We start from the raw sequence: 26,115 nt of genomic DNA on the forward strand, positions 1-26,115 counted from the left end.
CTGCGTTCAAATGGCGCATTGCATTTAAGGAGTCGCTGTGGAGTTTTTCGTCGAATACGCCGGTTTCCTGGCCAAGACGGTCACACTGGTCATCGCCATCCTGGTGGTCATGGCCAGTTTCGCTGCGCTGCGCAGCAAGGGGCGGCGCAAGTCGGTGGGGCAGCTGCAGGTCAGCAAGCTCAACGATTTCTACAAAGCGTTGCGCGAGCGCCTGGAGCAGACGCTGCTGGACAAGGAGCAGCTCAAGGCCCTGCGCAAGAGCGAAGGCAAGGCTGAAAAGGCCGAAAAAAAGCAGAAGGACAAACCGGCTGCCAAGCCTCGGGTCTTCGTGCTGGATTTCGACGGTGACATCAAGGCCTCCGCCACCGAAAGCCTGCGCCATGAAATCACCGCCCTCCTGACCCTGGCGACGCCCAAGGACGAGGTCGTGCTGCGCCTGGAAAGCGGCGGCGGCATGGTCCACAGCTACGGCCTGGCCTCGTCGCAGCTGGCGCGGATCCGCCAGGCGGGCGTACCGTTGACGGTGTGCATCGACAAGGTGGCGGCCAGCGGCGGTTACATGATGGCGTGCATCGGCGAGAAGATCATCAGCGCCCCGTTTGCGATTCTCGGTTCCATCGGCGTCGTGGCGCAGTTGCCCAACGTCAATCGCCTGCTGAAGAAACACGACATCGATTTCGAGGTGCTGACCGCCGGCGAATACAAGCGAACGTTGACGGTGTTTGGCGAGAACACGGAAAAGGGCCGGGAAAAATTCCAGGAAGACCTGGACATTACCCATGCGCTGTTCAAGAACTTTGTCGCCACGTACCGCCCGCAGCTGGCGATCGATGACGTTGCCACAGGTGAAGTGTGGTTGGGTGTCGCGGCGCTGGAAAAGCGCTTGGTGGACGAGCTGAAAACCAGCGACGAGTACCTGGCCGAAAGGGCCAAGGGTGCCGAGCTGTACCACCTGCACTATGCCGAACGCAAAAGCCTGCAGGAACGCATCGGCATGGCGGCAAGCGGTTCGGTGGATCGTGTGCTGCTCAGTTGGTGGAGCCGCCTGACCCAGCAGCGGTTTTGGTAATTCGAGGCGGGTGGCCACCACTAAACCCTGTGGGAGCGAGCTTGCTCGCGATGGCGGCGGTACATTCAACATCACCTGCCCAGGCAAACCGCTAGCAAGCTCGCTCCCACATGGGGCCAAGGCGGGCTGAAGATTAGGTTCTGCTCTCAATATCCATCAACAAAAAAAGCCCTGAACCGGTCACCCGGTCCAGGGCTTTTTTGTGTATCAGGTATCAGCGACGACGAAACAGCGGCAGCGGTTCGTCACTGGCCGCCTGATAAGTCACCGAGAAGTCCTTGAGGCTTTCGAGGGCTTCGTACGGATCTTTATCGGCGCGAAGGGCAAAGGCGTCGAAACCGCAGCGGCGCATGTAGAACAACTGGTCGCGCAACACGTCGCCAATGGCCCGCAGTTCACCCTTGAAGCCGTAGCGTTCACGCAACAGACGGGCGTTGGAGTAGCTGCGCCCGTCGGTGAAGGCCGGGAAGTTCAGGGCGATGACCTGGAGCTGATTGGCGTCATCTCCGATTTCCTCGGCTTCCTCGTCGGCGTCCAGCCACACACCCAGGCCGCCATCGCGGGCCTTGAGGGCGTGGGCGTGATCGCGCCACAGGGCCAGGGGCACGATCAGGTCGTCGCAATTGGAAATGCCATCGAGGGTCGCGTCCTTGGGCAGCAGGTGCCAGGTCTCGTCGATGACTTCGTTGTTCTTAATGATTCGCTGCATAGACGCGTTCCTTGAAGAGGTCGATGCCGATACGTTGATAAGTGTCGATGAAACGCTCGTCTTCGGTACGTTGTTCAATGTACACGTCGATCAGTTTCTCGATCACATCCGGCATGTCGTCCTGGGCAAACGATGGCCCGAGGATCTTGCCCAGGCTGGCATCGCGGCTGCCGCTGCCACCGAGGGAGACCTGGTAGAACTCTTCGCCTTTCTTGTCCACGCCCAGGATGCCGATGTGGCCAACGTGGTGGTGACCACAGGCGTTCATGCAACCGGAAATGTTCAGGTCCAGCTCACCGATATCGAACAGGTAGTCCAGGTCGTCGAAGCGGCGCTGGATCGATTCGGCGATCGGGATCGACTTGGCGTTTGCCAGGGAGCAGAAATCACCGCCCGGGCAGCAGATCATGTCGGTCAGCAGGCCGATGTTCGGGGTGGCGAAACCTTGTTCGCGCAGCTCGCCCCATAGGGTGAACAACTGGCTCTGTTCAACATCGGCCAGGATGATGTTCTGCTCGTGGGAGGTGCGCAGTTGGCCGAAACTGTAGCGATCGGCCAGGTCGGCGACGGCGTCCAGTTGCTTGTCGGTGATATCGCCTGGCGCCACGCCGGTCGGTTTCAGCGACAGGGTCACCGCGACATAGCCGGGCTTCTTGTGAGCCAGCGTGTTACGGGTACGCCAGCGGGCGAAACCTGGATGCTCCTTGTCGAGGGCGGCGAGTTCCGCATCCTGGTTGCCCAGGGCCTTGTAGTCCGGGTCGACGAAGTGCTTGGCCACACGGTGGACTTCGGCTTCGGTCAGGGTGGTCTGGCCGCCGCGCAGGTAGACCATTTCGGCCTCGACCTTTTCGGCGAACACTTCAGGCGTCAGGGCCTTGACCAGGATCTTGATCCGCGCCTTGTACTTGTTGTCGCGACGGCCGTAGCGGTTGTACACCCGCAGGATGGCGTCGAGGTAGCTCAGCAGGTCCTGCCATGGCAGGAACTCGTTGATGAACGCACCGACCACCGGCGTACGGCCCAGGCCACCACCCACCAGTACACGGAAGCCCAGCTCGCCGGCGGCGTTGTAGACCGTTTCCAGGCCGATGTCATGGACTTCGATGGCCGCGCGGTCCGAGCTCGAGCCGTTGATGGCGATCTTGAACTTGCGCGGCAGGTAGGCGAATTCCGGGTGGAACGTGGTCCATTGACGGACGATTTCGCACCATGGACGTGGGTCGATCAGCTCATCGGCCGCGACGCCGGCAAACTGGTCGGTGGTGACGTTGCGCAGGCAGTTGCCGCTCGTCTGGATCGCGTGCATCTGCACGGTGGCCAGTTCGGCGAGGATCTCAGGCACGTCTTCCAGCGCCGGCCAGTTGTACTGGACGTTCTGCCGGGTACTGATGTGGGCGTAGCCCTTGTCGTAGTCGCGGGCAATCTGCGCCAGCTTGCGCACCTGGCGCGAGGTCAGTTGGCCATAAGGCACGGCCACGCGCAGCATCGGGGCGAAGCGCTGGATATACAGGCCATTCTGCAAGCGCAGAGGGCGGAATTCTTCTTCGCTCAGCTCGCCTGCCAGATAGCGTCGGGTCTGATCACGGAACTGCTTGACGCGGTCCTCGATGATCCGCTGATCGTACTCGTCATATACGTACATATAAGTCTCGGTCTCAGGCTTGGGCCGATCAGAAACAGCTGCGTCTTGGCTCGCTGGAATCGGGTTCTGCCTCGGCAATTCTGCGCGCACGGCCGCGCACTCCTAGAGGAGCCGGTGCAAGATACCTGTTTTGAGTTATGCGCAAAAGTGATGTTTGAGTATATGTAAAGAACGAAATCGACTAATGAGATAAGTTATCGGCTAATCCACATTTGTCGTGCGGGCAATCATCGTCTTAACTGTGGTCGAGTCCCTATGCAATCACCTACAAAACCGACAAGAGGCGATGCAATGAGCAATTCGACCAAAGCAAGGAAAAGCGACAGTACCGTTGATGCCTGGGCCATTCTGTTCCTGATTATCCTGGTGGTGGGCACGGCGGTGTTCTGGGTCAGTCATCAATAATTTTCAACTCAACGCGCAACGCAATGTGGGAGCGAGCCTGCTCGCGATAGCGGTGTGTCAGTCGCTTCATGCTTGACTGAACAATCGCTATCGCGAGCAGGCTCGCTCCCACAGGGTCATCTATGGTGTTGAAGGGAGCTACAACCCCGCCAGATGCACCACCAGCTTGACGATGCCAAACAACGTCAAGGCGAAGATCACCGTGAAAGCGATCCCCAGTATCACGAAGTGGCTTGGTTTGCCGTGGGTGAAATCCCGGGCGCGATTCTTGCCGCTCTGCACACCAAAAGCCGCGGCGAGCACGCTGTGCATCATCTGCAACAGGGTGGGCGGCTTGTTGTCGACTGGATCGTCCATAAATCCCTCGCTGAAAATCGGTTCCCACCCAGCATAGTCAATCTGCGCCTTCGTGGAGGGTTCGGCCATGCTTGGGGATTCGTTACGATGTTTTCCGACGGCCTATAACTATCTACCGCCGATGCGGCTCGCCGAACGGGTCTGCTGTCGCTTCATTCAAAGGAGCGATGTATGCCACCGAATTCCACACGCAACCCGAAGAAAAAACCACAGCCAGGGTCACGGGCCACGGAGAGTGTGCACGCAGACTTTCTGGAGACTGCCATGCCTGCATGGCTTATCGAAGCATCGACACAACGCCGGAAGGCGCTGAAACAAGCCGGAACGCAAAAGCCCGCCTGGTATACGAATGCTTCGCCAGACCAGCGTAAGGTCGTGGACGCCTGCTTCAAGGAAAGTGCTGCCGCACGGATTCATCTGGATAAGACGATGTCGTCGTTCCAGGACATCGACACGTTCGCCAAGCCGTTGTTGGTCCAGGCATTAAAAGATCAGTTCGGAGTCGAGGCGGATGTCGACAAGACCTGGCTATGCCTCAGAAGAGCAATGGAAATGGGGTTGTTCAAGACGGAACTGAGCACGTTCGAAGTGTTGGCGTTGCCCATGCTACAGGCCGCGCTGCACAACTTCGAAAGCTGGGAGTGTGACCCCCATGCCTACCATCACAGTTCTGGATTCGTCATGAAAGCAGGCACACACGGCACAGGCTCTTCCGTGGTACTGAACGTGTCGGTCGGTCAGTTCCTCAAGCTGTGCCGCAGCCTGGATATCGGTACGAAGTACCAGACCTATCTCAAGTCTTTTTTCTATCCGGCTGACGCCGCGACCGAAACGACGCTTCGCGAGCATTTCATTGCCAACCAGAAAGCCGCGATGAGGGCCGCCGCCGAGCAAGCGTTGTTGGCGAAGGATATCGAGCCCAAGGATCACGCGATGATCCTCTCGGTCATCAATGGCGAGAACAATCCTCGGATAGGCAATACGCCGGTCTGGTTCGAGGACATGACGTTGATGAAGCAGAGGATGGTGGGCTGCGTCGCGTTTACTCCTTGCGAAATAGATCGCTACAGCGACGAAGTCATTCTCTACGTTCCCCATGACCCCAAGCATCCGCTAAAGCGATACAACGGCGATCAACTGAAAACCCGCTTCAAGCAATTGCTCACCACCCCGGATACGGCGCGACCAGACACCGGTCCCACGCCTTACCAGCGTTTTTTCAGTCAGTTCGTTCCCTACGACAAGCGACCTTATTTCTTCAGCCAGTTTGTCCGGGAGGCTGCCGGATCCCCACGAGATAAATTGCGCTGGATCGCTGAGCCCATGAATGACTGGGCGGTTATCCTGGGGCCTGTCAGGCATTTGGTGAGCGTGAATGAGTTCCCTCCTAAGCATCCCAAAATGGAGCGCGAACCCAACCCCTACATCGCGCCCTCGTCGGTGGGCCAGAAAGGCCGCGTAGCGTGGGCCGACAACCTCGACCCATGGCAATACCTCTATGACCGGTACCGTGATCAGGTACTGGCCGATGCGCGCAGCCATGCGGTCCCCACGAATGATGTCGACGCCAAGGCGAGGGCAGCGAAACTGGCCAGCCTCCTGCAGCTAGGGCTGTTTGCCGTGAACATCGCGTCCATGTTCGTTCCGGTGCTGGGCGAGGTGATGATGGTTTTCATGGCCGAACAGCTGCTGTACGAAACCCTTGAAGGTGCGGTGGAGTGGGGCGAGGGTGACAAACGGGCAGCCAAGGCCCACTTGGTCGATATCGCCGAGAACCTGGCAATGATGGCCGTGATGGCCGGTGCGGGCGCAGGAATCGGCAAGCTGGCCGCGATCAAGGCGGAGCCGGTGATCGAGCGTCTTGAGCCCGTGACATTGCCCAATGGCGAAACACGCCTGTGGAAACCCGACCTGAGTCGCTATGAGCGTGAGGTCACACTCGACAGCACGAATGTTCCGAACGCGTTGGGCCAATACCAAATCGATGGGAAGACCTATATCCGTCAGGGTGACAAGGTCTACGAGCAGTTTTTTGATGCATCGGTGCACAAATGGCGCATCAGACATCCGACCGACGATGCGGCCTATCAACCCATCCTCTTGCATAACGGCGCTGGCGCCTGGCACCATTCCCTGGAGCGCCCGATGACCTGGGATCGCCTGACGCTGCTCAGGCGCATCGGTCATGAGACTGCGGTATTTTCCGATGACGTGCTGCTCAGGCTCGCGGACATCAGCGGTGTCAGCGACAACACACTACGCAAAATGCACATGGACCTAGCGCCGCCGCCTCCCGAACTGAAGGATGCGATGCGCCTGTTCAAGACGGATGCCGAGGCAGGCCGCGTGATCGGCCAGCCGCAAGACGCAACGGAATCTGTCACCCGTTCGCAGGTATTCGACAGGCTGTACAAGGGCACGGAAGCTGCGGACGCTCGAATTCGCACGTTGCAGCTTGAGTGCCCGGGCCTTAGCGAGGCCGCCGCCCAAGAGGTGATCGCCCATGGCCGGGCTGCGGATCTCGCCCGTCTGGACGCGACGCGACGCGCGCCGCTGAACCTGTTGGAAGAGGCGCGTTGGTATGCGCGACAAGGACGCCAGGTGCGGGCGTACGCAGGGTTGCGCAGCGAAAATATCCCTTCGGCCGACAGTCGGCGACTGGCATTGCGAGCCCTGGAAAAACTGCCGGGATGGCCGGATACGCTGCGTCTGGAAGTGCGTGAGGGAGGCGTCGAAGGGGCTTTGCTTGACAGCATCGGCGCTGAAGATGCACCGCAGAAAAAATACCTGATCAAAAACGGACCTCGTTATCAGGCGCTCAACGAATTGGGGCAGCTCCCTGACACGGGCGGCAACTTCTACCGTTCGATTCTCCGGGCGCTGCCTGAGGAGGCGTCTTCTGCACTGGGGCTGTCGGATGTCGAGCAAGGCGCCGTACTGCAACGCAAGGTCATCGAATACGCAGACGTGCACCACAAGGCAATGACATCGTTCCTTGAACCTCATGCCAAACGTTTCAAGCCGCCGATCCGCGTAAGCGCGACGCTCAAGGGTTACTACGCGAGTGGACGAGGGCAGGGGCTGGATCCGTCCCTTAGGGCACGGGTGGAAGAGCTTTATCCAGGCGCGGAGCAAGCCGATGCCTTTTTCAGGCAACAGCAGGGCAAAACAGATCGACAGATCTATTCGCTATTGCAAATTCGCCAGCGTGAGTGGCTGTCGCTCAATGACACGCTCGACCTTTGGCGGGGGCCTTCTACAGGCAGCCCTGCCGATTTCCATAGGCGTCAATTTGTGCAGGCGCTCAGGGAGAGCTGGCGCAATGGACCGCTGGCGCAAGACTCGGCCGAAGCGGCGCGACTGTCGCTTTCCACCGAGGTGCCGCCGCCTGAAATGCCCCTCGATTTTCCCCACGTGCGTGAATTGTCGTTGGTCGGCAATAGCCTGACAGACGCTAACGCGGATGCGTTCCTGGCGCGCTTCCCTGGCGTCACGAGATTGTCGATTGGCGGGCGGGAACGCCAATACATCGGTTCTCTTTTCGCCCAAGCGCAGCACTTGACTACCTTGCCGCAGGCGGTGAACCAGATGCCAGGGCTCACCAGCCTGCGATTCTCTACGGCTGCTTCCTCACTGGCAGAGGATTTCCCGGCGACGCTCACCAGGCTGACCTCACTGGAGACGTTACATCTCGATTATTCAGGTTTCGATGCAGCGGTCATCGGTGATCTGGACCTGACACCGTTGAATCGTTTGCGGAGTTTGACCATCGAGGCGCCCCAGGCCCTGACGCAATGGCCCGAATATGTGCAGCGTCTTCCTCTGCTCGAACGGTTGGACCTGGTGCGCACATCGATCCATACGTTGCCTGATTGGATATACGAAGGTCGTGAAGCGCTGTGGCCAGGCATGTCGCTCAATTGGTCGGCGCTGACCCCGGCGTCGTTCGCGCGTGCCTACCGGTACGTCCGCGACTATGCCGGTGAGCTCGGCCATCTGACCGATGTGGACCAGATGGTCGACGGGTACTGTCGCGGGCAATTGCGATTGCTCATTGGTGAGGCGGAATTCTATGGACGCCTGCCGGAGCGGTTCGACAGCACTCTGCATACTCACCAGGCACGCTTTGACGCGGTAGAGGCCATCAGGGCGGAACACGATGAAATTTTTGCGCAGTATGAGGTGACAGGGCCGCAAACATCGACGCCTTCGATGCCTTCGACACTGTGGTGGCGGGGCGGTGGACCCCTGTTCCGAGCCTTGCGAGACAGCTGGCGTCGTGCGGTTCGCCAACGTCTCGATTTACCGACGACTGAAATCGCAACGTTCGAATTGCCGCCATCCGAATCGAGTCTTCCCGCTAAAAAGCTGACAACGCTCCCGGTGCTGCCGGCCGGTAGCTTTTCCCATGTGGAAACTTTGCGCCTGGGATCGTTGGATGTTCCTGCCGCGCAGGCACGCAGCTTCTTTAGAGCGTTCACCGGTACGCGGACATTGGATATCAGCGGCAACGGCTTCAGCGAATTGCCTTTTTGCCGCCGAAGACTTGCCAGTCTTGAAACAACTCGACCTGCGCGATAACAACCTGCTCGCCACGCCTGCGGTCCAGGCGCAGTTCAACGGCTTGCAGACACTTGAACAACTGAACCTGGAGAACAATCCCCTCAATGTCTTTGATGTCAGTGCCTTGACCCAACTCAGGGCCTTGAACCTCCGGTCAACCCGGCTGCAAGCTTGGCCAACCGGTGCCGAGAGCTTGCCGAACCTGTCCTGGCTCGACTTGCGGGACAACCAGATCCAATCGCTCCCACCCGCGGCGCTGGCCAGTGACGACGTCCTGCTGAAGGTCGATGTGACCGGTAACCCCTTCAATCCCGAAGGCGAGGCGGCGCTGGGCGCGGCACAACGACGGGTCGAGGATGCGAGAGGGCTTCCCCATGGCGCTTTGGCTCGATTCTCCGGGGGGACTGTACCGTCCGAGTTCCCGCCGACAGAAACGAGTTGGTCCACGGCTCGACATCTATTGGCGCTCCCCGAGGCGTCGGCAGTGGTCGAGGGCGATGCCGGGCGGCAGCTTCGCCTGAGGCGGCTGGATCCGCTCCTGACACAGCGACAGTCGGTCCTGGTGCTGGAGCGATGGCGTGAACAGGGCATGACCGACGGGCAAATCGACAGTCAGATCAACCAGTGGCACCAGGCGTATATTTCGCTGACGCGTCGATTGAATGGCTGGCTTTTTATCCGGGAAATACGCGTAGCCAGGGGCTCCGTGTCCGCGCAAAGCCGCGCCCTTGCGGCGGGGAGCATTCGCGAGGCGTGGCAAAGAGAATTGATGCGTTACGGTGGCCCAGGGCAGACACTCAGCCTGCATGGCCTGCAGCTAGGCGACTTGCCTGAGCTGGTCGATTCGATTCCTGGGGTGACGATGCTGGATCTTTCAGGCGTCCTGATAACCGAACAAGGTTCAAACGGTTTCCTCGGGGCTTTTCCTCAGCTGAGACACCTGGACCTGGGCAGCAATGAACTGAGCGCCGTACCGGATGCCGTCCTGCAAATGCCGCAATTGGAGCACTTGGGGTTTGGGTACAACAATTTGCCGTCGGGGGCGGCTTACCCGTTATTGACCCATGGTCGCCTGCGTTCGCTGAACCTCAGCACCAACGGATTGAGAGCATTCGATCCACCGGACTTTGGTCGGATCGAATCGCTGGATCTCAGTTATAACGAGTTATCAGACTGGCCCAGCCATCTGCTGGATGCGCAAGACCTGAGGGAGCTGAACGTGAGCGGCAACGAGTTCACGGACCTTGCGCCGGACTTGCTCGATGGCAGTCATGAAACACTCGTGGCCGGAATGGACCTGAGTGATAACGAAGACCTGTCGCTTCCCACCCTTCAAGCACTGAGGGATTACCTGGAAGAAAATAACCACGAAGAAGTCATGGGCCTTTCCCGAGAAGAACTCGATGAATGGATCGCCGGATTGGAAGCGCCGCAAGGGAATGTTTCTGATTTTGATGACGACTCGGATGGCGGTGGAGGCGGCAACTTCCATCAGGATCCTCATGCCGTCTTCCCTGAGGCCGAGCCTGTTCTCAATCCGGCAGGCGATACGTCGGCGCAGGCGCTGAAGCAATGGCTGGTCGGCTCCAGCGGTGATCAGATGACGGCTCGGAAGAAAATCTGGACGCAACTGGCCGAGGAAAACGATCACGAACGACTTTTCCAGTTGCTCGCCCACTTGCGTAACACCATCGATTTCAGGCGTAGCCGCGCGGCATTGACGCAACGGGTGTGGAACGTCCTGGAAGCGGCCAGCGAAAACGGCGAACTGCGCCGGTTGCTGTTTCAGAGCGCCGAAACCCACGGCACCTGCATCGACGGACGCATCTTGACGTTCAGCGAGCTGGAGGTTCGTGTGTTTGTCTATCAAGCGTTGCGCGACATTCCTCTCGGCAGCCTGGAGCGCAGGGGGCGGGCGCTGCTGCGCTTGTCCCGTCAGCTGTTTCGGCTGGACCGGGTCGATACGTTGGCCGAAGCGAACGGGCAAGGCATGGACCGGGCAGAGGTCCGCCTGCGTTATCGCATTGGCCTGACGAGAGATTGGGGCGATGGAATCGATTTGCCAGGACAGCCTGAACACATGGCCTATGGTGTGCCGGTCACCGAAGCGCAACTGGAGCAGGTGCGCGACTCGGTACTTGAGGCGGAGCAGGGCGATGAACTGCTCAAGGACATGTTGTCGCGTGAATACTGGACGAGCTACCTCCGGGAGCGTTACCCAGAACAAATGCGCGAAATAGATGATGCGACCTACCAGCGGCGCGAGGATCTTCTGAACGAACTGGAGGACCGTCGCGACGAAGGTGATATCGATGCGCACGAGTATGGCCGGCAATTGAATGCCAAGAGCAAGGAAATCGACGATCTTGAAAGGCAAACGTTGGTCGAGCTGACCCGAAAAGAGATGGGCGTATTGGAGGGCGTCGCCGAAGAGTCGGAGCCACCGCGCAGCGGCTCGCCTCAGCCCGGACCCTCACGCCGTAACTGATACGCAGCCGTGGCGATGAAGCCGGCCGGTCGACATCAGCGCGTCGACCGGTCGGTATTTTCCGCTTAGTTGTCGTAACCCAAGTTAGGCGCCAGCCAGCGTTCAGTCACGCTCAAGTCCTGCCCCTTGCGCGCGGTGTAGCTCTGGACCTGATCCTTGTCGATCTTGCCTACGGCGAAGTATTGCGCCTGAGGGTGGGCGAAGTACCAGCCGCTGACCGCCGCCGCCGGGAACATGGCGTAGTGTTCGGTGAGGAACACGCCGCTGCGTCCGGCTTTCAGTTCGCTGGCTTCTGGGTCGAGCAGGCGGAACAGAGTGGCCTTCTCGGTGTGATCAGGGCAGGCCGGGTAGCCCGGGGCAGGGCGGATGCCGGTGTATTGCTCCTTGATCAGCGCCTCGTTGTCCAGGCTTTCGTCCTTGGCGTAGCCCCAGTGTTCCTTGCGAACCTGCTGGTGCAGCCATTCGGCGCAGGCTTCGGCCAAACGGTCGGCCAGGGCCTTGACCATGATTGAATTGTAGTCGTCGCCGGCTTCCTGATACGCCTTGGCGACTTCTTCGGCGCCGATGCCGGCGGTGGTGATGAAACCGCCGACGTAATCGGTGACGCCGCTGTCCTTCGGCGCGACGAAGTCGGCCAGGGAAAAGTTCGGCTTGCCGTCGGTCTTGATGATCTGCTGGCGCAGGTGATGCAGGCGCGCCAGTGGCTTGCCGTCGTCGCCATAGACTTCCAGGTCATCGTCATGCACCTGGTTGGCCGGCCAGAAGCCGAACACGGCGCGGGCGCTGATGAGTTTTTCGTCGATCAGCTTGCGCAGCATCGCCCGGGCGTCGGCGTACAGCGCCGTGGCCGCTTCGCCGACCACTTCGTCGGTGAGGATGCGTGGGTATTTGCCGGCCAGGTCCCAGGAAATGAAGAACGGCGTCCAGTCGATATATTCGGCCAGGACGTTCAAGTCGATGTCGTCCAGCACCCGTGCGCCAGTGAAGGTGGGCTTGACCGGCTGGTAACTGCTCCAGTCGAACTGCGGCTTCTTCGCCACGGCCGCCGGGTAGCTCAGGCGCTCAGTACGGGCGCTGCGATTGGAGGTACGCTCGCGCACGTTGATGTAGTCCTGGCGGGTTTTCTCGACGAACGCCGGCTTCAGCTCCTTGGACAGTAACTGGGTCGCCACGCCCACGGCGCGGGAGGCGTCGGTGACGTAGATCACCGCGTCGTTGCTGTACTTGGGCTCGATCTTCACCGCCGTGTGGGCCTTGGAGGTGGTGGCGCCGCCGATCATCAGCGGCAGGTGGAAATCCTGGCGCTGCATCTCGCGAGCCACGTGCACCATCTCGTCCAGGGACGGGGTGATCAGGCCGGACAGGCCGATGATGTCGCACTTCTCGTCCTTGGCCACCTGAAGGATCTTCTCCGCCGGCACCATCACCCCCAAGTCGACGATGTCGTAGCCGTTGCACCCGAGCACGACGCCGACGATGTTCTTGCCGATGTCATGCACGTCGCCCTTGACCGTCGCCATGAGGATCTTGCCCTTGGCTTCCGGCTTGTCGCCTTTTTCCGCCTCGATGAACGGGATCAGGTGCGCCACCGCCTGCTTCATCACGCGGGCGGACTTGACCACCTGGGGCAAGAACATCTTGCCGGCGCCAAACAGGTCGCCAACGATGTTCATGCCGGCCATCAGCGGGCCTTCGATCACTTCGATCGGTCGGGCGAACGACAGCCGCGACTCCTCGGTGTCTTCAACGATATGGGTGGTGATGCCTTTGACCAGCGCATGCTCCAGGCGCTTGTTCACTTCCCAGCCGCGCCATTCCTCGGTTTCCGCTTCCTTGACGCTGCCGTCGCCCTTGTACTTGTCGGCGATGGCGAGCAGGGCATCGGTGCCCTCGGGGGTGCGGTTGAGGATCACGTCTTCCACGGCGTCGCGCAGTTCCACCGGGATCTGGTCGTAGATCTCCAATTGGCCGGCGTTGACGATGCCCATGGTCAGGCCCGCACGGATCGCATGCAACAGGAACACCGAGTGGATCGCCTCGCGCACCGGGTTGTTGCCGCGGAACGAGAACGACACGTTGGACACGCCGCCGGAGGTCAGCGCGTAAGGCAGTTCGTCGCGGATGTAGGCGCAGGCGTTGATGAAGTCCACGGCATAGTTGTTGTGCTCTTCGATGCCGGTGGCGACGGCGAAGATGTTCGGGTCGAAGATGATGTCTTCTGGGGGAAAGCCGACTTCATTGACCAGGATGTCGTAGGAGCGCTTGCAGATTTCCTTCTTGCGCGCCTCGGTGTCGGCCTGGCCGGCTTCGTCGAAGGCCATCACCACCACGGCGGCGCCGTAGCGCTTGCACAGCTTGGCGTGGTGAATGAACTGCTCGACGCCTTCCTTCATGCTGATGGAGTTGACGATACCCTTGCCCTGGATGCACTTGAGGCCCGCTTCGATCACTTCCCACTTGGAGGAGTCGATCATGATCGGCACCCGGGAAATGTCCGGTTCGCCAGCGATCAGATTGAGGAAGGTCACCATGGCCTTCTTCGAATCGAGCATGCCCTCGTCCATGTTGATGTCGATCACCTGGGCGCCGGCCTCGACTTGTTGCAAGGCCACTTCCAACGCTTCGGTGTAGTTGTCCTCGCGGATCAGCCGGGCGAACTTGGCGGAACCGGTGATGTTGGTCCGCTCGCCGACGTTGACGAACAAGGAGCTGCGATCGATGGTGAACGGTTCCAGCCCCGACAGGCGGCACGCCCGGGGAATCTCCGGAATCTGCCGCGGCGCATAACCGGCCACGGCCTTGGCGATCGCTTCGATGTGCGCCGGAGTAGTGCCGCAGCAGCCGCCGACGATGTTAAGGAAGCCACTCTGGGCAAACTCTTCGATGACTTTGGCGGTGTCCACCGGCAGTTCATCGTATTCGCCGAATTCGTTGGGCAGGCCGGCGTTCGGGTGGGCCGATACGTGGGTGCTGGCCTTGTTCGACAGCTCTTCCAGGTAGGGACGCAATTCGCTGGCGCCGAGGGCGCAGTTCAGGCCGACCGAGATCGGCTTGGCGTGGGCCACGGAGTTCCAGAAGGCTTCGGTGGTCTGGCCGGAGAGGGTGCGGCCGGAGGCGTCGGTGATGGTGCCGGAGATCATGATCGGCAGTTCGACGCCCAGTTCTTCGTAGACACCTTGCACGGCAAAAATCGCGGCCTTGGCGTTCAGCGTGTCAAAAATGGTTTCGATCAGGATCAGGTCGGCGCCGCCTTCGATCAGGCCCTTGGTGGCTTCGGTGTAGTTCTCCACCAGTTCGTCGAAGGTCACGTTGCGGTAGCCAGGGTTGTTCACGTCCGGCGACAGCGAGCAGGTACGGCTGGTCGGGCCGAGCACGCCGGCGACGAAGCGCGGCTTGTCCGGGGTTTCCAGGGTCTTGGCGTCGGCGACCTGGCGGGCCAGGCGCGCGCCTTCCAGGTTCAATTCATAGGCCAGGCCCTGCATGCCATAGTCCGCCTGGGACACCTGGGTGGCGTTGAAGGTGTTGGTCTCGAGGATGTCGGCGCCGGCATCCAGGTAGGCTTTTTCAATCGAGCCGATCACGTCGGGGCGGGTCAGTACGAGCAAGTCGTTGTTGCCCTTGACGTCGCTTGGCCAGTCGGCGAAACGCTTGCCCCGGTAGTCCTGTTCTTCCAGTTTGTAGCTCTGGATCATCGTGCCCATGCCGCCATCGAGGATCAGGATACGTTCCTTGAGGGCTTGCTGGAGAAGATGGAGGCGAGCGCTGCGATCGGACATAGGACTACCTGGAAAAAAAGACCATTACGAAAGCCGGGATCATAGCAAACCTGTGCGGTATTTGATCATGCTGGGCTTTTGCATGAATATCGCTCATGTTTGCAAGGTGATGCCTGCCCGGTAGAATCGTCGGAGAATTCTTAGGGACCGAGACATGCCGTACCGCTTCTTATCCGGCAGTCTGTTGCTGCTGTTGTCCTTTACCGCAGCCGCCGGAGGTCCCGCTCCCGCGATTTCCTATACCCGCGACATCCAGCCGATCTTCACCGAAAAATGCGTGGCCTGCCACGCCTGCTATGACTCTGCCTGCCAGTTGAATTTGGGCAGTGATCCGGGCGTGCTCAGCAGCTATCCGAATTTCATCTTCAACATCCCCGCCGGGCAGGTGCCAGCATTTGTCGACGCCATGGAACGCGCGCCGGATGCGGCGGCGTTCGAGCGGGTTGTCGAGCGCTGGGGGATTCGTCGCAGCCATCCGCGGTTCTGGCAGTACTTCCACGACCTGAGCCGATACATTCAGGAAACCGACCCCACGGAAGCAGGGGTGCTGGACATGAATCGCTACCAGAAACTCTGATCGAGGCGCTTGGCGATGCGCCTTCACATCGTCGGGTTCTTTCCTGACAAAAATACTAGGACTTTGTCCGGCGCGATGATTGGCGTAAACTGCCGGCAAGCCTGCGAGGAGTTTCCATGACCGCCATTACCATTACCGATGCCGCCCACGATTACCTGGCCGACCTGCTGTCCAAGCAGAACACCCCGGGTATCGGGATCCGCATCTTCATCACCCAGCCCGGCACCCAGTACGCAGAGACGTGCATTGCCTACTGCAAGCCGGGAGAAGAAAAACCTGAAGACACCGCGCTGGGGCTCAAGAGCTTCACCGCGTACATCGATTCGTTCAGCGAAGCTTTCCTGGACGATGCGGTGGTCGACTACGCCACTGACCGAATGGGCGGCCAGCTGACCATCAAGGCACCGAACGCGAAAGTGCCGATGGTCAACGCCGACAGCCCGGTCAACGAGCGCATCAATTACTACCTGCAAACCGAAATCAACCCGGGGCTGGCCAGCCACGGCGGCCAGGTATCGTTGATCGACGTGGTGGAAGACGGCATCGCCGTGCTCCAGTTCGGCGGCGGCTGCCAGGGCTGCGGCCAGGCCGACGTCACCTTGAAGGAAGGCATCGAGCGCACCTTGCTCGAGCGCATCCCGGAACTCAAGGGCGTACGCGACGTGACCGACCACACGCAGAAAGAAAACGCCTACTACTGATAGGTGTTCGCTGCGCGCAGAACACTGTGGCGAGGGAGCTTGCTCCCGCTCGATTGCGAAGCAATCGCAAGGCAACCGGCGCGTTCTCCGTGATGGGTGCGTGGGTTACCCAGGGACCGCTTCGCGGTCCAGCGGGAGCAAGCTCCCTCGCCACAACAGCTTCGGTGATCGGCGCGTAACCTGTGGGCACCTGCCGAACCCTGTGGGAGCGAGCTTGCTCGCGATAGCGGTGGGTCAGCTTGCGATGATGTTGAATGTGCCTTTGTCATCGCGAGCAAGCTCGCTCCCACAAGGGACAGTGATGAGTCAGGGCCGATAGAGATGCGCATGCCCGGCGCGGTACAGCGATGACTCGCTGAACACGTCATTGCCTAACACCCGTCCCACCAGAATCAACGCCGTACGCCGATAGCCCTTGGCCCGTACCTTTTCGGCAATATCCTCCAGCGTCCCCACCACCCAATCCTGATCGGGCCACGTCGCCCGGTGAATTACCGCAATCGGACAATCGCCGCCGTAGTGGGGTAGCAGCTCATCGACGATTTTTTCCAGATGGTTGACGCCCAAGTGAATCGCCATGGTGGCGCCGTGTTGCGCCAGGCTGACCAACTCTTCTCCAGTGGGCATGGCGGTTTTGTCCGCGTAGCGGGTCAGGATCACGCTTTGGGATATGTCTGGCAGCGTCAGCTCGGCACCGAGCAGAGCGGCGCAGGCTGAAGTGGCGGTCACGCCCGGGATGATTTCGAAAGGAATGTCCAGCTCCCGCAGGTAGCGGATCTGCTCGCCGATCGCGCCGTAAAGGCTTGGGTCGCCGGAGTGCACTCGCGCTACATCCTGACCGTTGAGGTGTGCCGACTTTATCAGATCGATGATCTGTTCCAGGTGCAGCTCGGCGCTGTTGACCACTTGTTCGGCGCGGTGGCCTTCCAGCACGGCCGTTGGCACCAGGGAGCCGGCGTAGATGATCACGGCGCAGTTGCGAATCAGCCGCTGGCCCTTGACGGTGATCAGCTCCGGATCGCCAGGGCCGGCGCCGATGAAGTAAACGGTCATGACCGGTTCCTATGCAAAGATGAGGGCGTGCATGAGCAATGCTCATGATTCGGCGAGCGATTATCGAGTGTTACAAAGCCATCGCCAATGCCAATGTCGCCTGCGGGCCTTTCTGGCGGGTAACTCGCAATCTCGCGGGCGAAACACCCAGTTGATCGGCCAGGGCGAGGGCGGCGCTTTCGGCGACGCCATGGCAACCCATATGCTCGAAAGCGATGGCTGAGCGATGGCTGAGCTGTGCTTGATAACCCGCCAGTTGTTCAGCGCTGAAACACGTCAGCGGCAGCGATAATTGCGCTGCCAACTCCAGCAGCCCCGGCTCGTCACGCTTGCGGTCAATGCTCGCCAATGCCCTTATTTCGTCGAGCGCGATACCGTGGGCCAGCAGCGCCTGCTCAAGCAATGCCCGCAACGTGCTGGCCGGGCAACCGCGCTGGCAGCCGAGGCCGACCACCAGGATCGGCCCGCCACTCATGCTTGGTCGTGAGCCTGTGCACCACGGCGGAACAGCCAGGCGCTGATCAGGCCCAAGGCCAGCCAAAACGCAACATTGGTCAATTGCGAAGCGAGCTTGAACTCACTTTCCAGCGCCTCGGGCGCGAGCATGGAATGCACGTCCGGCTGCGGGGCGCCAATGACGTGAGGAATCAGCAAGGTCGCAAGGCCCAACACTTTCAACAGCCAATGCCGACCGAACGCAATCAGGGCGATGCCCACCGCCGTGCACGCAGCGGTGCCGATCCACCACATCTGCCGTTGGGCCAGATCCGCCGCAGCAGTGCCCGGCAGTTCCGGGGGCAAGCCCAGCGTCGGCGCCAGGACGAAGGTGGCATGGCCGGCCAGGCCCCAGAGCAAACCCTGGGATGTGCGCGTCGGTTCACGCAAGGTGTACAGGCCCGCGAGCATCAGCGCAAAACCCACCGCGACCACCAGGTTGCCGCCGGTGGTGGAGAGCACGCGTTGCCAGCCGTCCTCCGGCTCCCAGGCTTGCGCGTCATGGCTGTGTGCAACCCCAGCGGCGTGTTCATGGACCTCGGCGGCCGGGGCCTTTTCGTAGGTCTCGGCTTGCTGGATCAGCGGCGATACCCAAAAACTTTGTAGAAGAGTCAGCAGCAGGGCGGCCAACAATCCACTGAAACCGGCGGTTTGCGCGATACGCTTGATCATGGTGTCGGCGCTCAATGGCACGGGAACGCGGCGCTGTGCCGTGTGTCGTGGGCTGCGTTGTGCACCGCTTCGATGTGGGAGAAACCGGCGAAATACACCAGGCCCGCGCCGAGAATCGAGGCAAGGACCGCGGCGCTCAAGCGCTGGCTCAGGGTGACGGTGCTACTGTTCGTGCGGGCGGTGCTGCTGATGGTCGACATGGCGCTTCCCTCTGGTGTCAGCGGGCGGACCAAGCGCAATGAAAACCCAGGCGAAGACTCGCCGGGATTCGAACAGCGCCCGCCCACCGCGGGTTTGTTGAAAAGAAGTCATGGGCCGGTCTCCGGGCTCACGAGGGGCAGGGCCTGAGCCTTGCCTGAAAGCGTCCCCTTCCCATGCGCATGCACAGTGGTTTCGACGCTTCACTCGCTTACCGTTGCGGGGGCAGCACCGGACTGACGTGGCCTTGAAGTAAAGCACACGATTCACCGGTTTCCCGTTTCACCCTGTGAAGGGCACCCAAACTGGCGTACAGCAGACCATGGGCGAGGGCCGGGCGTCAATGCGCAAGGCCATCCAAACGGTGGCGCGCTTCGGGATTTGAGATAGGGTTGAGCTCAATACCGCAACTCACAAGGAAATGACATGCGCTTTTCAGCCCTGACCCAACGCATCACTGGCGACGGCGCTGCCGCCTGGGCCATTCATGACCGGGCACTGGCCATGCGCGAGGAGGGCAGGGACGTGCTGTTGCTCTCGGTGGGCGATCCGGATTTCGACACACCGCCCGCCATTGTCGAGGCCGCCGTCGCCAGCCTGCGTGCCGGCGATACCCACTATTCGGACACCAGCGGCTTGTACAGCCTGCGCGCCAGCATCGCCCGGCGGCACCAACAACGCTGCGGCCAACCAGTGGGCGCGGGCCACGTTACGGTGCTGCCCGGCGCGCAATGCGGCGTCTATGCCGTCGCGCAATGCCTGCTCGACCCTGGCGATGAAGTGATCGTCGCCGAACCGATGTACGTCACCTACGAAGCGGTATTCGGTGCCTGCGCAGCGAAAGTGGTGCCGGTGGCGGTGACGCCGGAGAACGGCTTCCGAGTCCAGCCGGCCGACGTCGCCCGGCTGATCACCCCGCGCACCCGTGCGATGCTGATTAACAGCCCCAACAACCCCTCCGGCGCCAGCCTGCCGCTGTGCACCTGGCAAGCCCTGGCGCAACTGTGCATCGAACACGATCTGTGGCTGATCAGCGATGAGGTCTACAGCGACCTGCTCTACGAAGGCGAGCACATCAGCCCGGCCGGCCTGCCGGGCATGGCCGAGCGCACCGTCACCATCAACAGCCTGTCCAAATCCCATGCCATGATCGGTTGGCGCATCGGCTGGGCCATTGGCCCCGAACCTCTCGCTGAACACCTTTCCAATCTGTCGCTGTGCATGCTGTTTGGTTTGCCGGATTTCGTCCAGTGCGGTGCCCTGGTTGCCCTTGAACGGGATCTGCCGGAAGTGGCGCAGATGCGCGCGGAGTATCGCCAACGTCGGGACTTGGTATGCGCGGCGCTTGAGGGCTGTCCAGGGCTCAAACCTGTACGACCCGATGGCGGCATGTTCGTAATGGTCGATGTGCGTGAGACGGGGCTGGATGCCCAAACGTTTGCCGAGCGGCTGCTGGACGGGTATGGCGTGTCGGTGTTGGCGGGGGAGGCGTTTGGGCCGAGTGCGGCGGGGCATATTCGGATTGGGTTAGTGATAGGTCGGATGGAACTGGCGAAGGCGTGCCAGCGAATTGCCCACTGTGCTGTGGAACAACTTAGAGAAGCCCAAGGCGTACCCGCCGAGACGCCGGCCCGATGAACGGTAGGTTGACCTGTCAGATATGACAGTAGGCAAACATATATACCCGGCGCTTAATTGAATCGTGGACTTCGTTAGGCAATGTGCGCCCGCAGCGCACTTATCCGGAGCACGATACAAATGGCACAGCCGAACGGTCAAATCACAGCTGTACCTTTGCGCATAGATGGCGTGAGTGAACTGGACCCGGAAGGCCGTATTCCGTTAGAACAACTGACTAACGGAACGACCGGAAGAATAACGCGCTGGACCGATTTTCCGGGGCAGCCCGGAATATATACGGAGCTTACGGTTTATTGGAAGCAGCCAATAAATCCACCAACAGAAACGGTAATTTTTAACAACAGATACTATCAGGTAGATGATCGACCGGAGTTTACATTTCCAATAACGCCTCAAATGATGAGCGTCGACGGTACTGCCGAAATTCGCTATCTGTTAGAGCATAGTGTTAACGGAAATTTCGATCCTTCACCGATTCGCAAACTGACGATCGATCATACACCGGTGCTTGTACCAACCTTGGCGGAGCCGACCTTTCCGGACAGCAACTTATGGGGTTATCTCAATTGCACTTCGCCCGTGCCAATCTGGGAAAAGGTCAGGGTGGCGATAGCGCCTGAATCGATTTTCAATGGGCAGGACGAATGTGTTCTTGAGTGGCAGGGATTTAGCACTTTGAATGGCAGCCCTCCGGCACTGACGCCCATCTACGAGTTTCGCAAAACGATAAGTGACAGCGAAGCGGCCTATGGATTTGTCATGGAAATCCCTTTCGTACCCTATGTAAAGCCTATGGTGGATAGCGATTCCGGCATTGCTCAGTACACGATTTATCGAAATGGAATTCCTAAAGGTCGGTCGAAGAAAGGTTTGGTCAAGATCGATCGAGTCATTCCGGGCGAGACGGAGCCTTGTGGCGGATTTGTCTAAGATAGCAAAGGTGCATGAGGTATGAGGTAGACGGAACTTCGAGAGCGGTGCTTTCTTTTATAGTCTCGGCAGACGTTAAGGATTTGCGCTGCATTCGATTCGGTGGCGTGGTGACGATTGAATCTCTTTGAGATTTGAAGATGTCTCGTTCAGTTCAGTTCAGTTCAGTTTATAGTTTATGGAGAAATAAAAATGACCAGTACAAGTACAAGTCCCAACGGTGAAGTATTAACGCTGAAGCAGATTGCTGAGCGCTCGCGGACAGCCTTACGCACGAAAAATTCTGACTCCGGCGTTCTGCTGAATCCCCCCGAAATTGTCGGACAGATCATAGACGACCTGATCCCCAAATCGGTGCTGGACACCGGGACGATGACGGTTCGATTCCATACCGGTGATATTGCAAGCCCGCATGACAGTGACGAATGGGAGTTGTATGAGCGGAAGGCGCCAGATACGGGGGACGGTACCATGGTCGCTGACGGCCAGTTTGGCCCTGTAACAGGTCGCCCGACGGAACTCAATATTCCGGTATCCACTATTGCGCTCGCGGATGATGACGCATCGAAAGCGTCAACGACTTACGAATATCAATTTGTCCACTACAAAGGCGCGGACGGCAACGCGGACATGTCGCCATGGTTCCCAGCAGAAATTGACCGGTATGCACCTGAGCATGACAAACAGTCGAATATGAGGCTGAAGCCGGAGGCCGCCATATTTGTAAATTTGGCTCCGGGTCAAGAAATTGATGATGATTGGCTCGCCAATAACAGCACGCTGGAGCTGGCCATCAATGTTAGCTATGACTTTCATCGTGATGACGATGTCATTCACGTCTATGCGGGGGACAGTTACGGTGTCGGGACGCCTGTACATACCCAAGATCTAACGTCATCTGGGGAGGTGTCGGTACCAACGGCAGCTATTCCGCAATTGGACGGGCAATATTACGTCTGGTACGTATTAGAAGATGTGGTTGGAAATATCAGCGAGGACGCGTTGGCGAGTGGCTACTATGTCCGTCGCCGGCCACGGCCTCAACTGCATGACTCTTATATTCCGAAAGGCATCTTGCCGGACGTTGTCGACTTGGAGGACCTGACCAGCCCAGTGTATGTAGAAGTACCCTATACCACTAATGGCCAAGACACGGACCGGATCATTCCGAAGATTATTAACGGTAACGGTAGTACAGAGTTTGCTTTAGGCAGTCAGCAGTTAGGCCAGGAGGCACCTAATAAAGTACTCCAATTTCCGGTGGCCACGAACAGGCTGATTGCGCTTTGGGGAAGCTCTACCGCGCAAGCGGCTGTATTTACTGAATATCAATTTTCCCGAACAACAGAAAACCCAGTTCCATCCGTTCCAGCAGAGTCCGCTCTTGATTTTAGCTATCGTGGCCCCGTGAATCCGATTTTTCCCTCGTTGGAAAATCCGAATATGGTGAAGGTCACGGTGGTGGCCGTTGGTGGCTCTGGCACTCCAAACCATATAACGCCAGAGGATCGTGGAAAGGAGGCGACTATCAGCACGCCCCTCGTCGATGCAGCAAGCGCGTGGGTGCCGATTGGCGATGAGGTCGCCCGGTTGTGGTTCAACGGCGTGGAAGTGTATAGCGAAAACCTAACGGCCGGGACCTTGACACCATTGACCTTTAACATGTCAGCCGCTGACATCGATGGCGCCGGGGTTGGAAAGAAAATTGCCTATTGGACGATTGAGGAAGATGGCGGTCGGAATGTAATGCGATCGTACCCCACCGAGGTTCAGGTCGATGCGGTTCGGGTTGTACTGCCAGCTCCAACGGTTCGGTTGTTTAACGGTCTTGTTTCATGCCGATATTTGGACAGGAGCACATACGCGTTGCCCGTTACGGTCGACATAGATGCAACGCATATGCCTCCCGGCACGGTTGTTACGCTTAAATCCGTTGGAACCACCGATGCGTTGGGACTTGATGAAATCCCTGGCACGGACTATCTCGGAACTTACCAAATTACCGGAGCGGAGACGGGTGGGCAGTTTGTCAAGAATATCGAGCCCTACTTGACAAAGCTCAAACCTATCCAGCCGACACACGCTTCCGGCTTGCCTAATGGTTATATAAAAATTTGGTATGAGGTGGATATCGGTGGGGTGCTTACATCGTCGCTTGAGTTTCTAAACGAGGTTTCACTGCTGAATAACAGCTTTAATTATTGTGAAGGAACACCGACTCAATAGGTGGGGGCGGGAATCGGGGGATGCTACGTTGTCCCCCGACGTCGTCGCTATAACAGAGTGCGAAGAAAAATCCTGCTGTTTATTGGGATTTATCCTACATAAAATTGCGAAACTGAGGTGTAGATTATCGGCCGTCTGTGAGAGGGGATGCTCATAAAAATTAGCCTTGTCATTTTTATTCGAAATGACGAAACGCGGGTAGCGATATGCAATTGGTTAAATTCGACAGAGGATCACTTGGAATGTCAGGCCAGGTGGGTAGTTCGTTATTATTATGTTTATTGTTCCTGGCTGAGCCGTCGCTTGCCGGGACGTTAGTCGGCCAGGAGCAGACACTCACAAACGGTTCTCCGGTGGAAGCCTGGACGCTTGCGCAGACGTCAACGTTGAACGTCAATGGCGCAGACACGCTCGATATTTCGGCCTCTGAATCTACGTTGAATGCCAGCGGAGCTACCACTGGAAGGATTACAGGAAGTAATGGTTCTACCATCAACTTATCTGACACTACCGTCGCTGGTGGGAATGCGCCCTCTGCGTTGCGACTTGACAACAGTACCGCGACGATCAATGGCAGTACCATCACCGGGGATAGATTGGGATTATCAGCCGCGCGTGCCGTCACTTCGACAACCGGTTCAACGGTAACGGCAACCGACAGTACCATTACCGGCACCACAGGTGGCGCTCGTGCGTCGGCCTATAGCACCCTGACTTTTTCGAAATCGACCATTGAGGGCACAGGAGCAACGAGTTTTGGTCTTTCGCTGCTGGGCGCCTCGGCGTTTGCAAGCAACGGAACACGCATTATCGGCGGTCAGAATGGCGTCACGTTGGGGCTCGAAAGCGGTGTATCGGTTGGCAATCGCCTAGAGCTTGATCGTTCGAGCATCGAGGGGAAGAACGGTTCTGCCATTGTTGTGGATTACGCGGGTAGCTCGGCACCGGTCACACGGATTGACGTGCTCAACGGTTCGACGCTGACCGGGAGCAACGGAACGATCCTGGAAGTAAAGGGCGCCGCTGACGCAGCCATGACTGTAGGCCTGAGCGACCTGACGGGTAATGTTCAAGTTGCCGACAACAGTGTCGCGGCGCTGACTTTTATTCAAGGCTCGTTGATCGGTGATATAACAGCCGACACGGGCAGCACGGCGACAGTAGCGTTGCAGCAAGGCTCGCAATTGACCGGCGTCATGACTAATGTTGCGACGGTCGGTATTGATGCTCAATCGAGTTGGACCATGACGGGCAACAGTCAGGTCGGCGATTTGTCTTTAAACGGCGGTACGGTGAGATTCGGTGCCGATAATGCTTTTTATCAACTGAATGTAGAAAACCTGTCCGGTAACGGTCTGTTCATGATCGGCACCGATTTTGCGACAAACCAGACCGATGTACTCAATGTCACCGGGTCCGCCACCGGCAACCATCAGCTTATGATCGCCAGTAGCGGCATCGACCCCGCCAGTGGCCAACCGGTCCAGGTCGTACATACTGCCAGTGGGGACGCGACCTTTACCCTGGCGAATGCCGGTGGTGAAGTCGATCTGGGCGCATTTACTTATGGATTGAAGCAAAGTGCCTCCGGTAACGATTGGTTCCTGGATCCTACGGCTCGTGGGGTCAGCCCTTCCACTCGGGCAGTCATGGCACTGTTCAATACCGCACCGACGGTGTGGTATGGCGAGCTGACCTCGTTGCGCAGTCGCATGGGGGAATTGCGCTTCAATCCACAGAAGTCCGGTGCCTGGATGCGGGCGTATGGCAATAAATACAACGTGTCGGATAGCTATGGGGCTGGATACCGGCAGGCCCAGCAAGGTTTCTCGCTCGGCGCCGATGCGCCTTTGCCAATGGGAGATGGGCAGTGGCTGGTGGGGGTAATGGCGGGTCACAGTACTTCAGACCTTGATTTGCATCGTGGAACTTCCGGTACGATCAAAAGCTACTACTTAGGTACTTACCTGACGTGGATGGATGAGGCCAGTGGTTATTACGTGGACAGCGTTCTCAAGCTCAACCGCTTCCAGAACGATGCCAAGGTTGGTATGAGCGATGGCAAGCGGGTCAAGGGTGATTACGACAACACCGGCTTGGGCGGTTCGGTAGAGATTGGACGCAATATCAAGCTTGACGATGGCTATTTTATCGAGCCCTTTACCCACTGGTCTGCGGTGGCGATAGGTGGCAAGGATTATCGACTGAACAACGGCCTGCGTGCTGAGGGCGACACTACTTACTCATTGCTCGGCAAGGCAGGTATGACAGCTGGGCGCGATATCCAGCTACGCAACGGAGCGATGGTGCAACCCTACGTTCGTGCGGCGTTGGTGCACGAATTTGCCAAGAATAACGAAGTCAAGGTCAACAACAACGTATTCAATAACGATCTTTCTGGATCCCGTGCCGAGTTAGGGGCCGGCGTGGCCATCAATTTGTCGCAACGCTGGCAAGTTCACGCGGAGGTGGAGTACATGAATGGTAAAGGTATTGAAATGCCAGTGGGGGGAACGGTAGGCCTGCAATTTAAATGGTAAGCCTGTGTTGGTCAGGACCTAGATTTTTATAGTTTGTAGAATGTGTAGCCCCGGCTTGACGCCGGGGCTATTT

The 26,115-nt window shown here is 58.8% G+C and carries 16 protein-coding genes, 1 pseudogene and 1 riboswitch; of the genes and pseudogenes, 9 read left to right on the forward strand and 8 right to left on the reverse strand.

Annotation, left to right across the window (positions count from 1 at the left end):
* Positions 1-37: 37 nt before the first annotated feature.
* On the forward strand, positions 38-1,069 hold the full coding sequence (gene sohB, locus J3P92_RS10495; RefSeq protein ID WP_434610833.1) for a protease SohB: 1,032 nt from the start codon (positions 38-40) through the stop codon (positions 1,067-1,069).
* 214 nt (positions 1,070-1,283) lie between these two features.
* On the opposite strand, the gene J3P92_RS10500 is transcribed toward sohB, so the two are convergent.
* From J3P92_RS10500 to J3P92_RS10510, 3 genes are all read right to left on the reverse strand, one after another.
* The gene (locus J3P92_RS10500) at positions 1,284-1,778 is read right to left on the reverse strand and encodes a DUF934 domain-containing protein (RefSeq protein WP_420764500.1); all 495 of its coding nucleotides are present in this window, start codon (positions 1,776-1,778) and stop codon (positions 1,284-1,286) included.
* Positions 1,762-3,420: a nitrite/sulfite reductase gene (locus J3P92_RS10505; RefSeq protein WP_434650673.1), complete on the reverse strand. Its 1,659-nt coding sequence runs from the start codon at positions 3,418-3,420 to the stop codon at positions 1,762-1,764. The genes J3P92_RS10500 and J3P92_RS10505 overlap by 17 nt, the downstream gene beginning before the upstream one ends.
* 543 nt (positions 3,421-3,963) lie before the next feature.
* Positions 3,964-4,182 carry a DUF2970 domain-containing protein gene (locus J3P92_RS10510; protein WP_024781254.1) on the reverse strand — a complete coding sequence of 73 codons (219 nt, stop codon included), beginning with the start codon at positions 4,180-4,182 and terminating at the stop codon, positions 3,964-3,966.
* Positions 4,183-4,446: 264 nt separating this feature from the next.
* On the opposite strand from J3P92_RS10510, the gene J3P92_RS10515 reads away from it, so the two are divergent.
* Positions 4,447-8,763 (forward strand): dermonecrotic toxin domain-containing protein, encoded by a 4,317-nt coding sequence (locus tag J3P92_RS10515; RefSeq protein WP_434650675.1) that lies wholly within the window; start codon positions 4,447-4,449, stop codon positions 8,761-8,763.
* The gene (locus J3P92_RS10520) at positions 8,738-11,233 is read left to right on the forward strand and encodes an NEL-type E3 ubiquitin ligase domain-containing protein (protein ID WP_434650677.1); all 2,496 of its coding nucleotides are present in this window, start codon (positions 8,738-8,740) and stop codon (positions 11,231-11,233) included. The genes J3P92_RS10515 and J3P92_RS10520 overlap by 26 nt, the downstream gene beginning before the upstream one ends.
* Before the next feature lie 65 nt (positions 11,234-11,298).
* On the opposite strand, the gene metH is transcribed toward J3P92_RS10520, so the two are convergent.
* Positions 11,299-15,009: a methionine synthase gene (gene metH / locus J3P92_RS10525; protein ID WP_434650679.1), complete on the reverse strand. Its 3,711-nt coding sequence runs from the start codon at positions 15,007-15,009 to the stop codon at positions 11,299-11,301.
* Positions 15,010-15,340: 331 nt separating this feature from the next.
* Here metH and J3P92_RS10530 point away from each other — a divergent pair.
* Together J3P92_RS10530 and nfuA are read left to right on the forward strand one after the other, a co-directional pair.
* Positions 15,341-15,586: pseudogene (locus tag J3P92_RS10530) on the forward strand (fatty acid cis/trans isomerase); the annotation flags it as partial.
* A gap of 116 nt (positions 15,587-15,702) precedes the next feature.
* Positions 15,703-16,287: a Fe-S biogenesis protein NfuA gene (nfuA, locus tag J3P92_RS10535; RefSeq protein WP_003182850.1), complete on the forward strand. Its 585-nt coding sequence runs from the start codon at positions 15,703-15,705 to the stop codon at positions 16,285-16,287.
* Positions 16,288-16,593: 306 nt separating this feature from the next.
* Here the strand turns inward: nfuA and cobM are convergent, their stop codons facing one another.
* From cobM to J3P92_RS10555, 4 genes are all read right to left on the reverse strand, one after another.
* Complete coding sequence (gene cobM / locus J3P92_RS10540; protein ID WP_434650681.1) at positions 16,594-17,340, reverse strand: precorrin-4 C(11)-methyltransferase; 747 nt, start codon at positions 17,338-17,340, stop codon at positions 16,594-16,596.
* 70 nt (positions 17,341-17,410) lie between these two features.
* A complete protein-coding gene (locus J3P92_RS10545; protein ID WP_434610841.1) occupies positions 17,411-17,815 on the reverse strand; it encodes a cobalamin biosynthesis protein in 405 nt (134 codons plus the stop codon).
* On the reverse strand, positions 17,812-18,507 hold the full coding sequence (locus tag J3P92_RS10550) for a CbtA family protein (protein ID WP_434650683.1): 696 nt from the start codon (positions 18,505-18,507) through the stop codon (positions 17,812-17,814). Before J3P92_RS10550 ends, J3P92_RS10545 begins: the two co-directional genes overlap by 4 nt.
* Before the next feature lie 11 nt (positions 18,508-18,518).
* Complete coding sequence (locus J3P92_RS10555) at positions 18,519-18,707, reverse strand: CbtB domain-containing protein (protein ID WP_434610845.1); 189 nt, start codon at positions 18,705-18,707, stop codon at positions 18,519-18,521.
* Between the two features lie 96 nt (positions 18,708-18,803).
* Positions 18,804-19,024, reverse strand: a riboswitch (cobalamin riboswitch).
* Between the two features lie 107 nt (positions 19,025-19,131).
* Between J3P92_RS10555 and J3P92_RS10560 the strand changes: the two genes are divergently transcribed.
* The 4 genes from J3P92_RS10560 (at position 19,132) to J3P92_RS10575 (ending at position 26,042) form a co-directional block, all read left to right on the forward strand.
* Positions 19,132-20,343 (forward strand): pyridoxal phosphate-dependent aminotransferase, encoded by a 1,212-nt coding sequence (locus J3P92_RS10560; protein ID WP_434650685.1) that lies wholly within the window; start codon positions 19,132-19,134, stop codon positions 20,341-20,343.
* A 120-nt stretch (positions 20,344-20,463) separates the two neighbouring features.
* Positions 20,464-21,276, forward strand: a complete 813-nt coding sequence (locus tag J3P92_RS10565) for a hypothetical protein (RefSeq protein WP_434610847.1) — start codon at positions 20,464-20,466, stop codon at positions 21,274-21,276.
* A 192-nt stretch (positions 21,277-21,468) separates the two neighbouring features.
* Positions 21,469-23,502 (forward strand): hypothetical protein, encoded by a 2,034-nt coding sequence (locus J3P92_RS10570; protein ID WP_434650687.1) that lies wholly within the window; start codon positions 21,469-21,471, stop codon positions 23,500-23,502.
* A 242-nt stretch (positions 23,503-23,744) separates the two neighbouring features.
* Positions 23,745-26,042 (forward strand): autotransporter outer membrane beta-barrel domain-containing protein, encoded by a 2,298-nt coding sequence (locus J3P92_RS10575; protein ID WP_434650689.1) that lies wholly within the window; start codon positions 23,745-23,747, stop codon positions 26,040-26,042.
* Positions 26,043-26,115: the final 73 nt, after the last annotated feature.

It is taken from the genome of Pseudomonas sp. D3-27 (genome assembly GCF_051132165.1).
Classification (GTDB): domain Bacteria; phylum Pseudomonadota; class Gammaproteobacteria; order Pseudomonadales; family Pseudomonadaceae; genus Aquipseudomonas.

Coding starts and splice junctions, on each gene's coding strand:
- J3P92_RS10555 (WP_434610845.1), bottom strand. CDS start 18,707: ATGTCGACCATCAGCAGCACCGCCCGCACGAACAGTAGCACCGTCACC.
- J3P92_RS10500 (WP_420764500.1), bottom strand. CDS start 1,778: ATGCAGCGAATCATTAAGAACAACGAAGTCATCGACGAGACCTGGCAC.
- J3P92_RS10545 (WP_434610841.1), bottom strand. CDS start 17,815: ATGAGTGGCGGGCCGATCCTGGTGGTCGGCCTCGGCTGCCAGCGCGGT.
- cobM (WP_434650681.1), bottom strand. CDS start 17,340: ATGACCGTTTACTTCATCGGCGCCGGCCCTGGCGATCCGGAGCTGATC.
- J3P92_RS10560 (WP_434650685.1), top strand. CDS start 19,132: ATGCGCTTTTCAGCCCTGACCCAACGCATCACTGGCGACGGCGCTGCC.
- J3P92_RS10505 (WP_434650673.1), bottom strand. CDS start 3,420: ATGTACGTATATGACGAGTACGATCAGCGGATCATCGAGGACCGCGTC.
- metH (WP_434650679.1), bottom strand. CDS start 15,009: ATGTCCGATCGCAGCGCTCGCCTCCATCTTCTCCAGCAAGCCCTCAAG.
- J3P92_RS10565 (WP_434610847.1), top strand. CDS start 20,464: ATGGCACAGCCGAACGGTCAAATCACAGCTGTACCTTTGCGCATAGAT.
- nfuA (WP_003182850.1), top strand. CDS start 15,703: ATGACCGCCATTACCATTACCGATGCCGCCCACGATTACCTGGCCGAC.
- J3P92_RS10550 (WP_434650683.1), bottom strand. CDS start 18,507: ATGATCAAGCGTATCGCGCAAACCGCCGGTTTCAGTGGATTGTTGGCC.
- J3P92_RS10570 (WP_434650687.1), top strand. CDS start 21,469: ATGACCAGTACAAGTACAAGTCCCAACGGTGAAGTATTAACGCTGAAG.
- J3P92_RS10575 (WP_434650689.1), top strand. CDS start 23,745: ATGTCAGGCCAGGTGGGTAGTTCGTTATTATTATGTTTATTGTTCCTG.
- J3P92_RS10510 (WP_024781254.1), bottom strand. CDS start 4,182: ATGGACGATCCAGTCGACAACAAGCCGCCCACCCTGTTGCAGATGATG.
- J3P92_RS10515 (WP_434650675.1), top strand. CDS start 4,447: ATGCCTGCATGGCTTATCGAAGCATCGACACAACGCCGGAAGGCGCTG.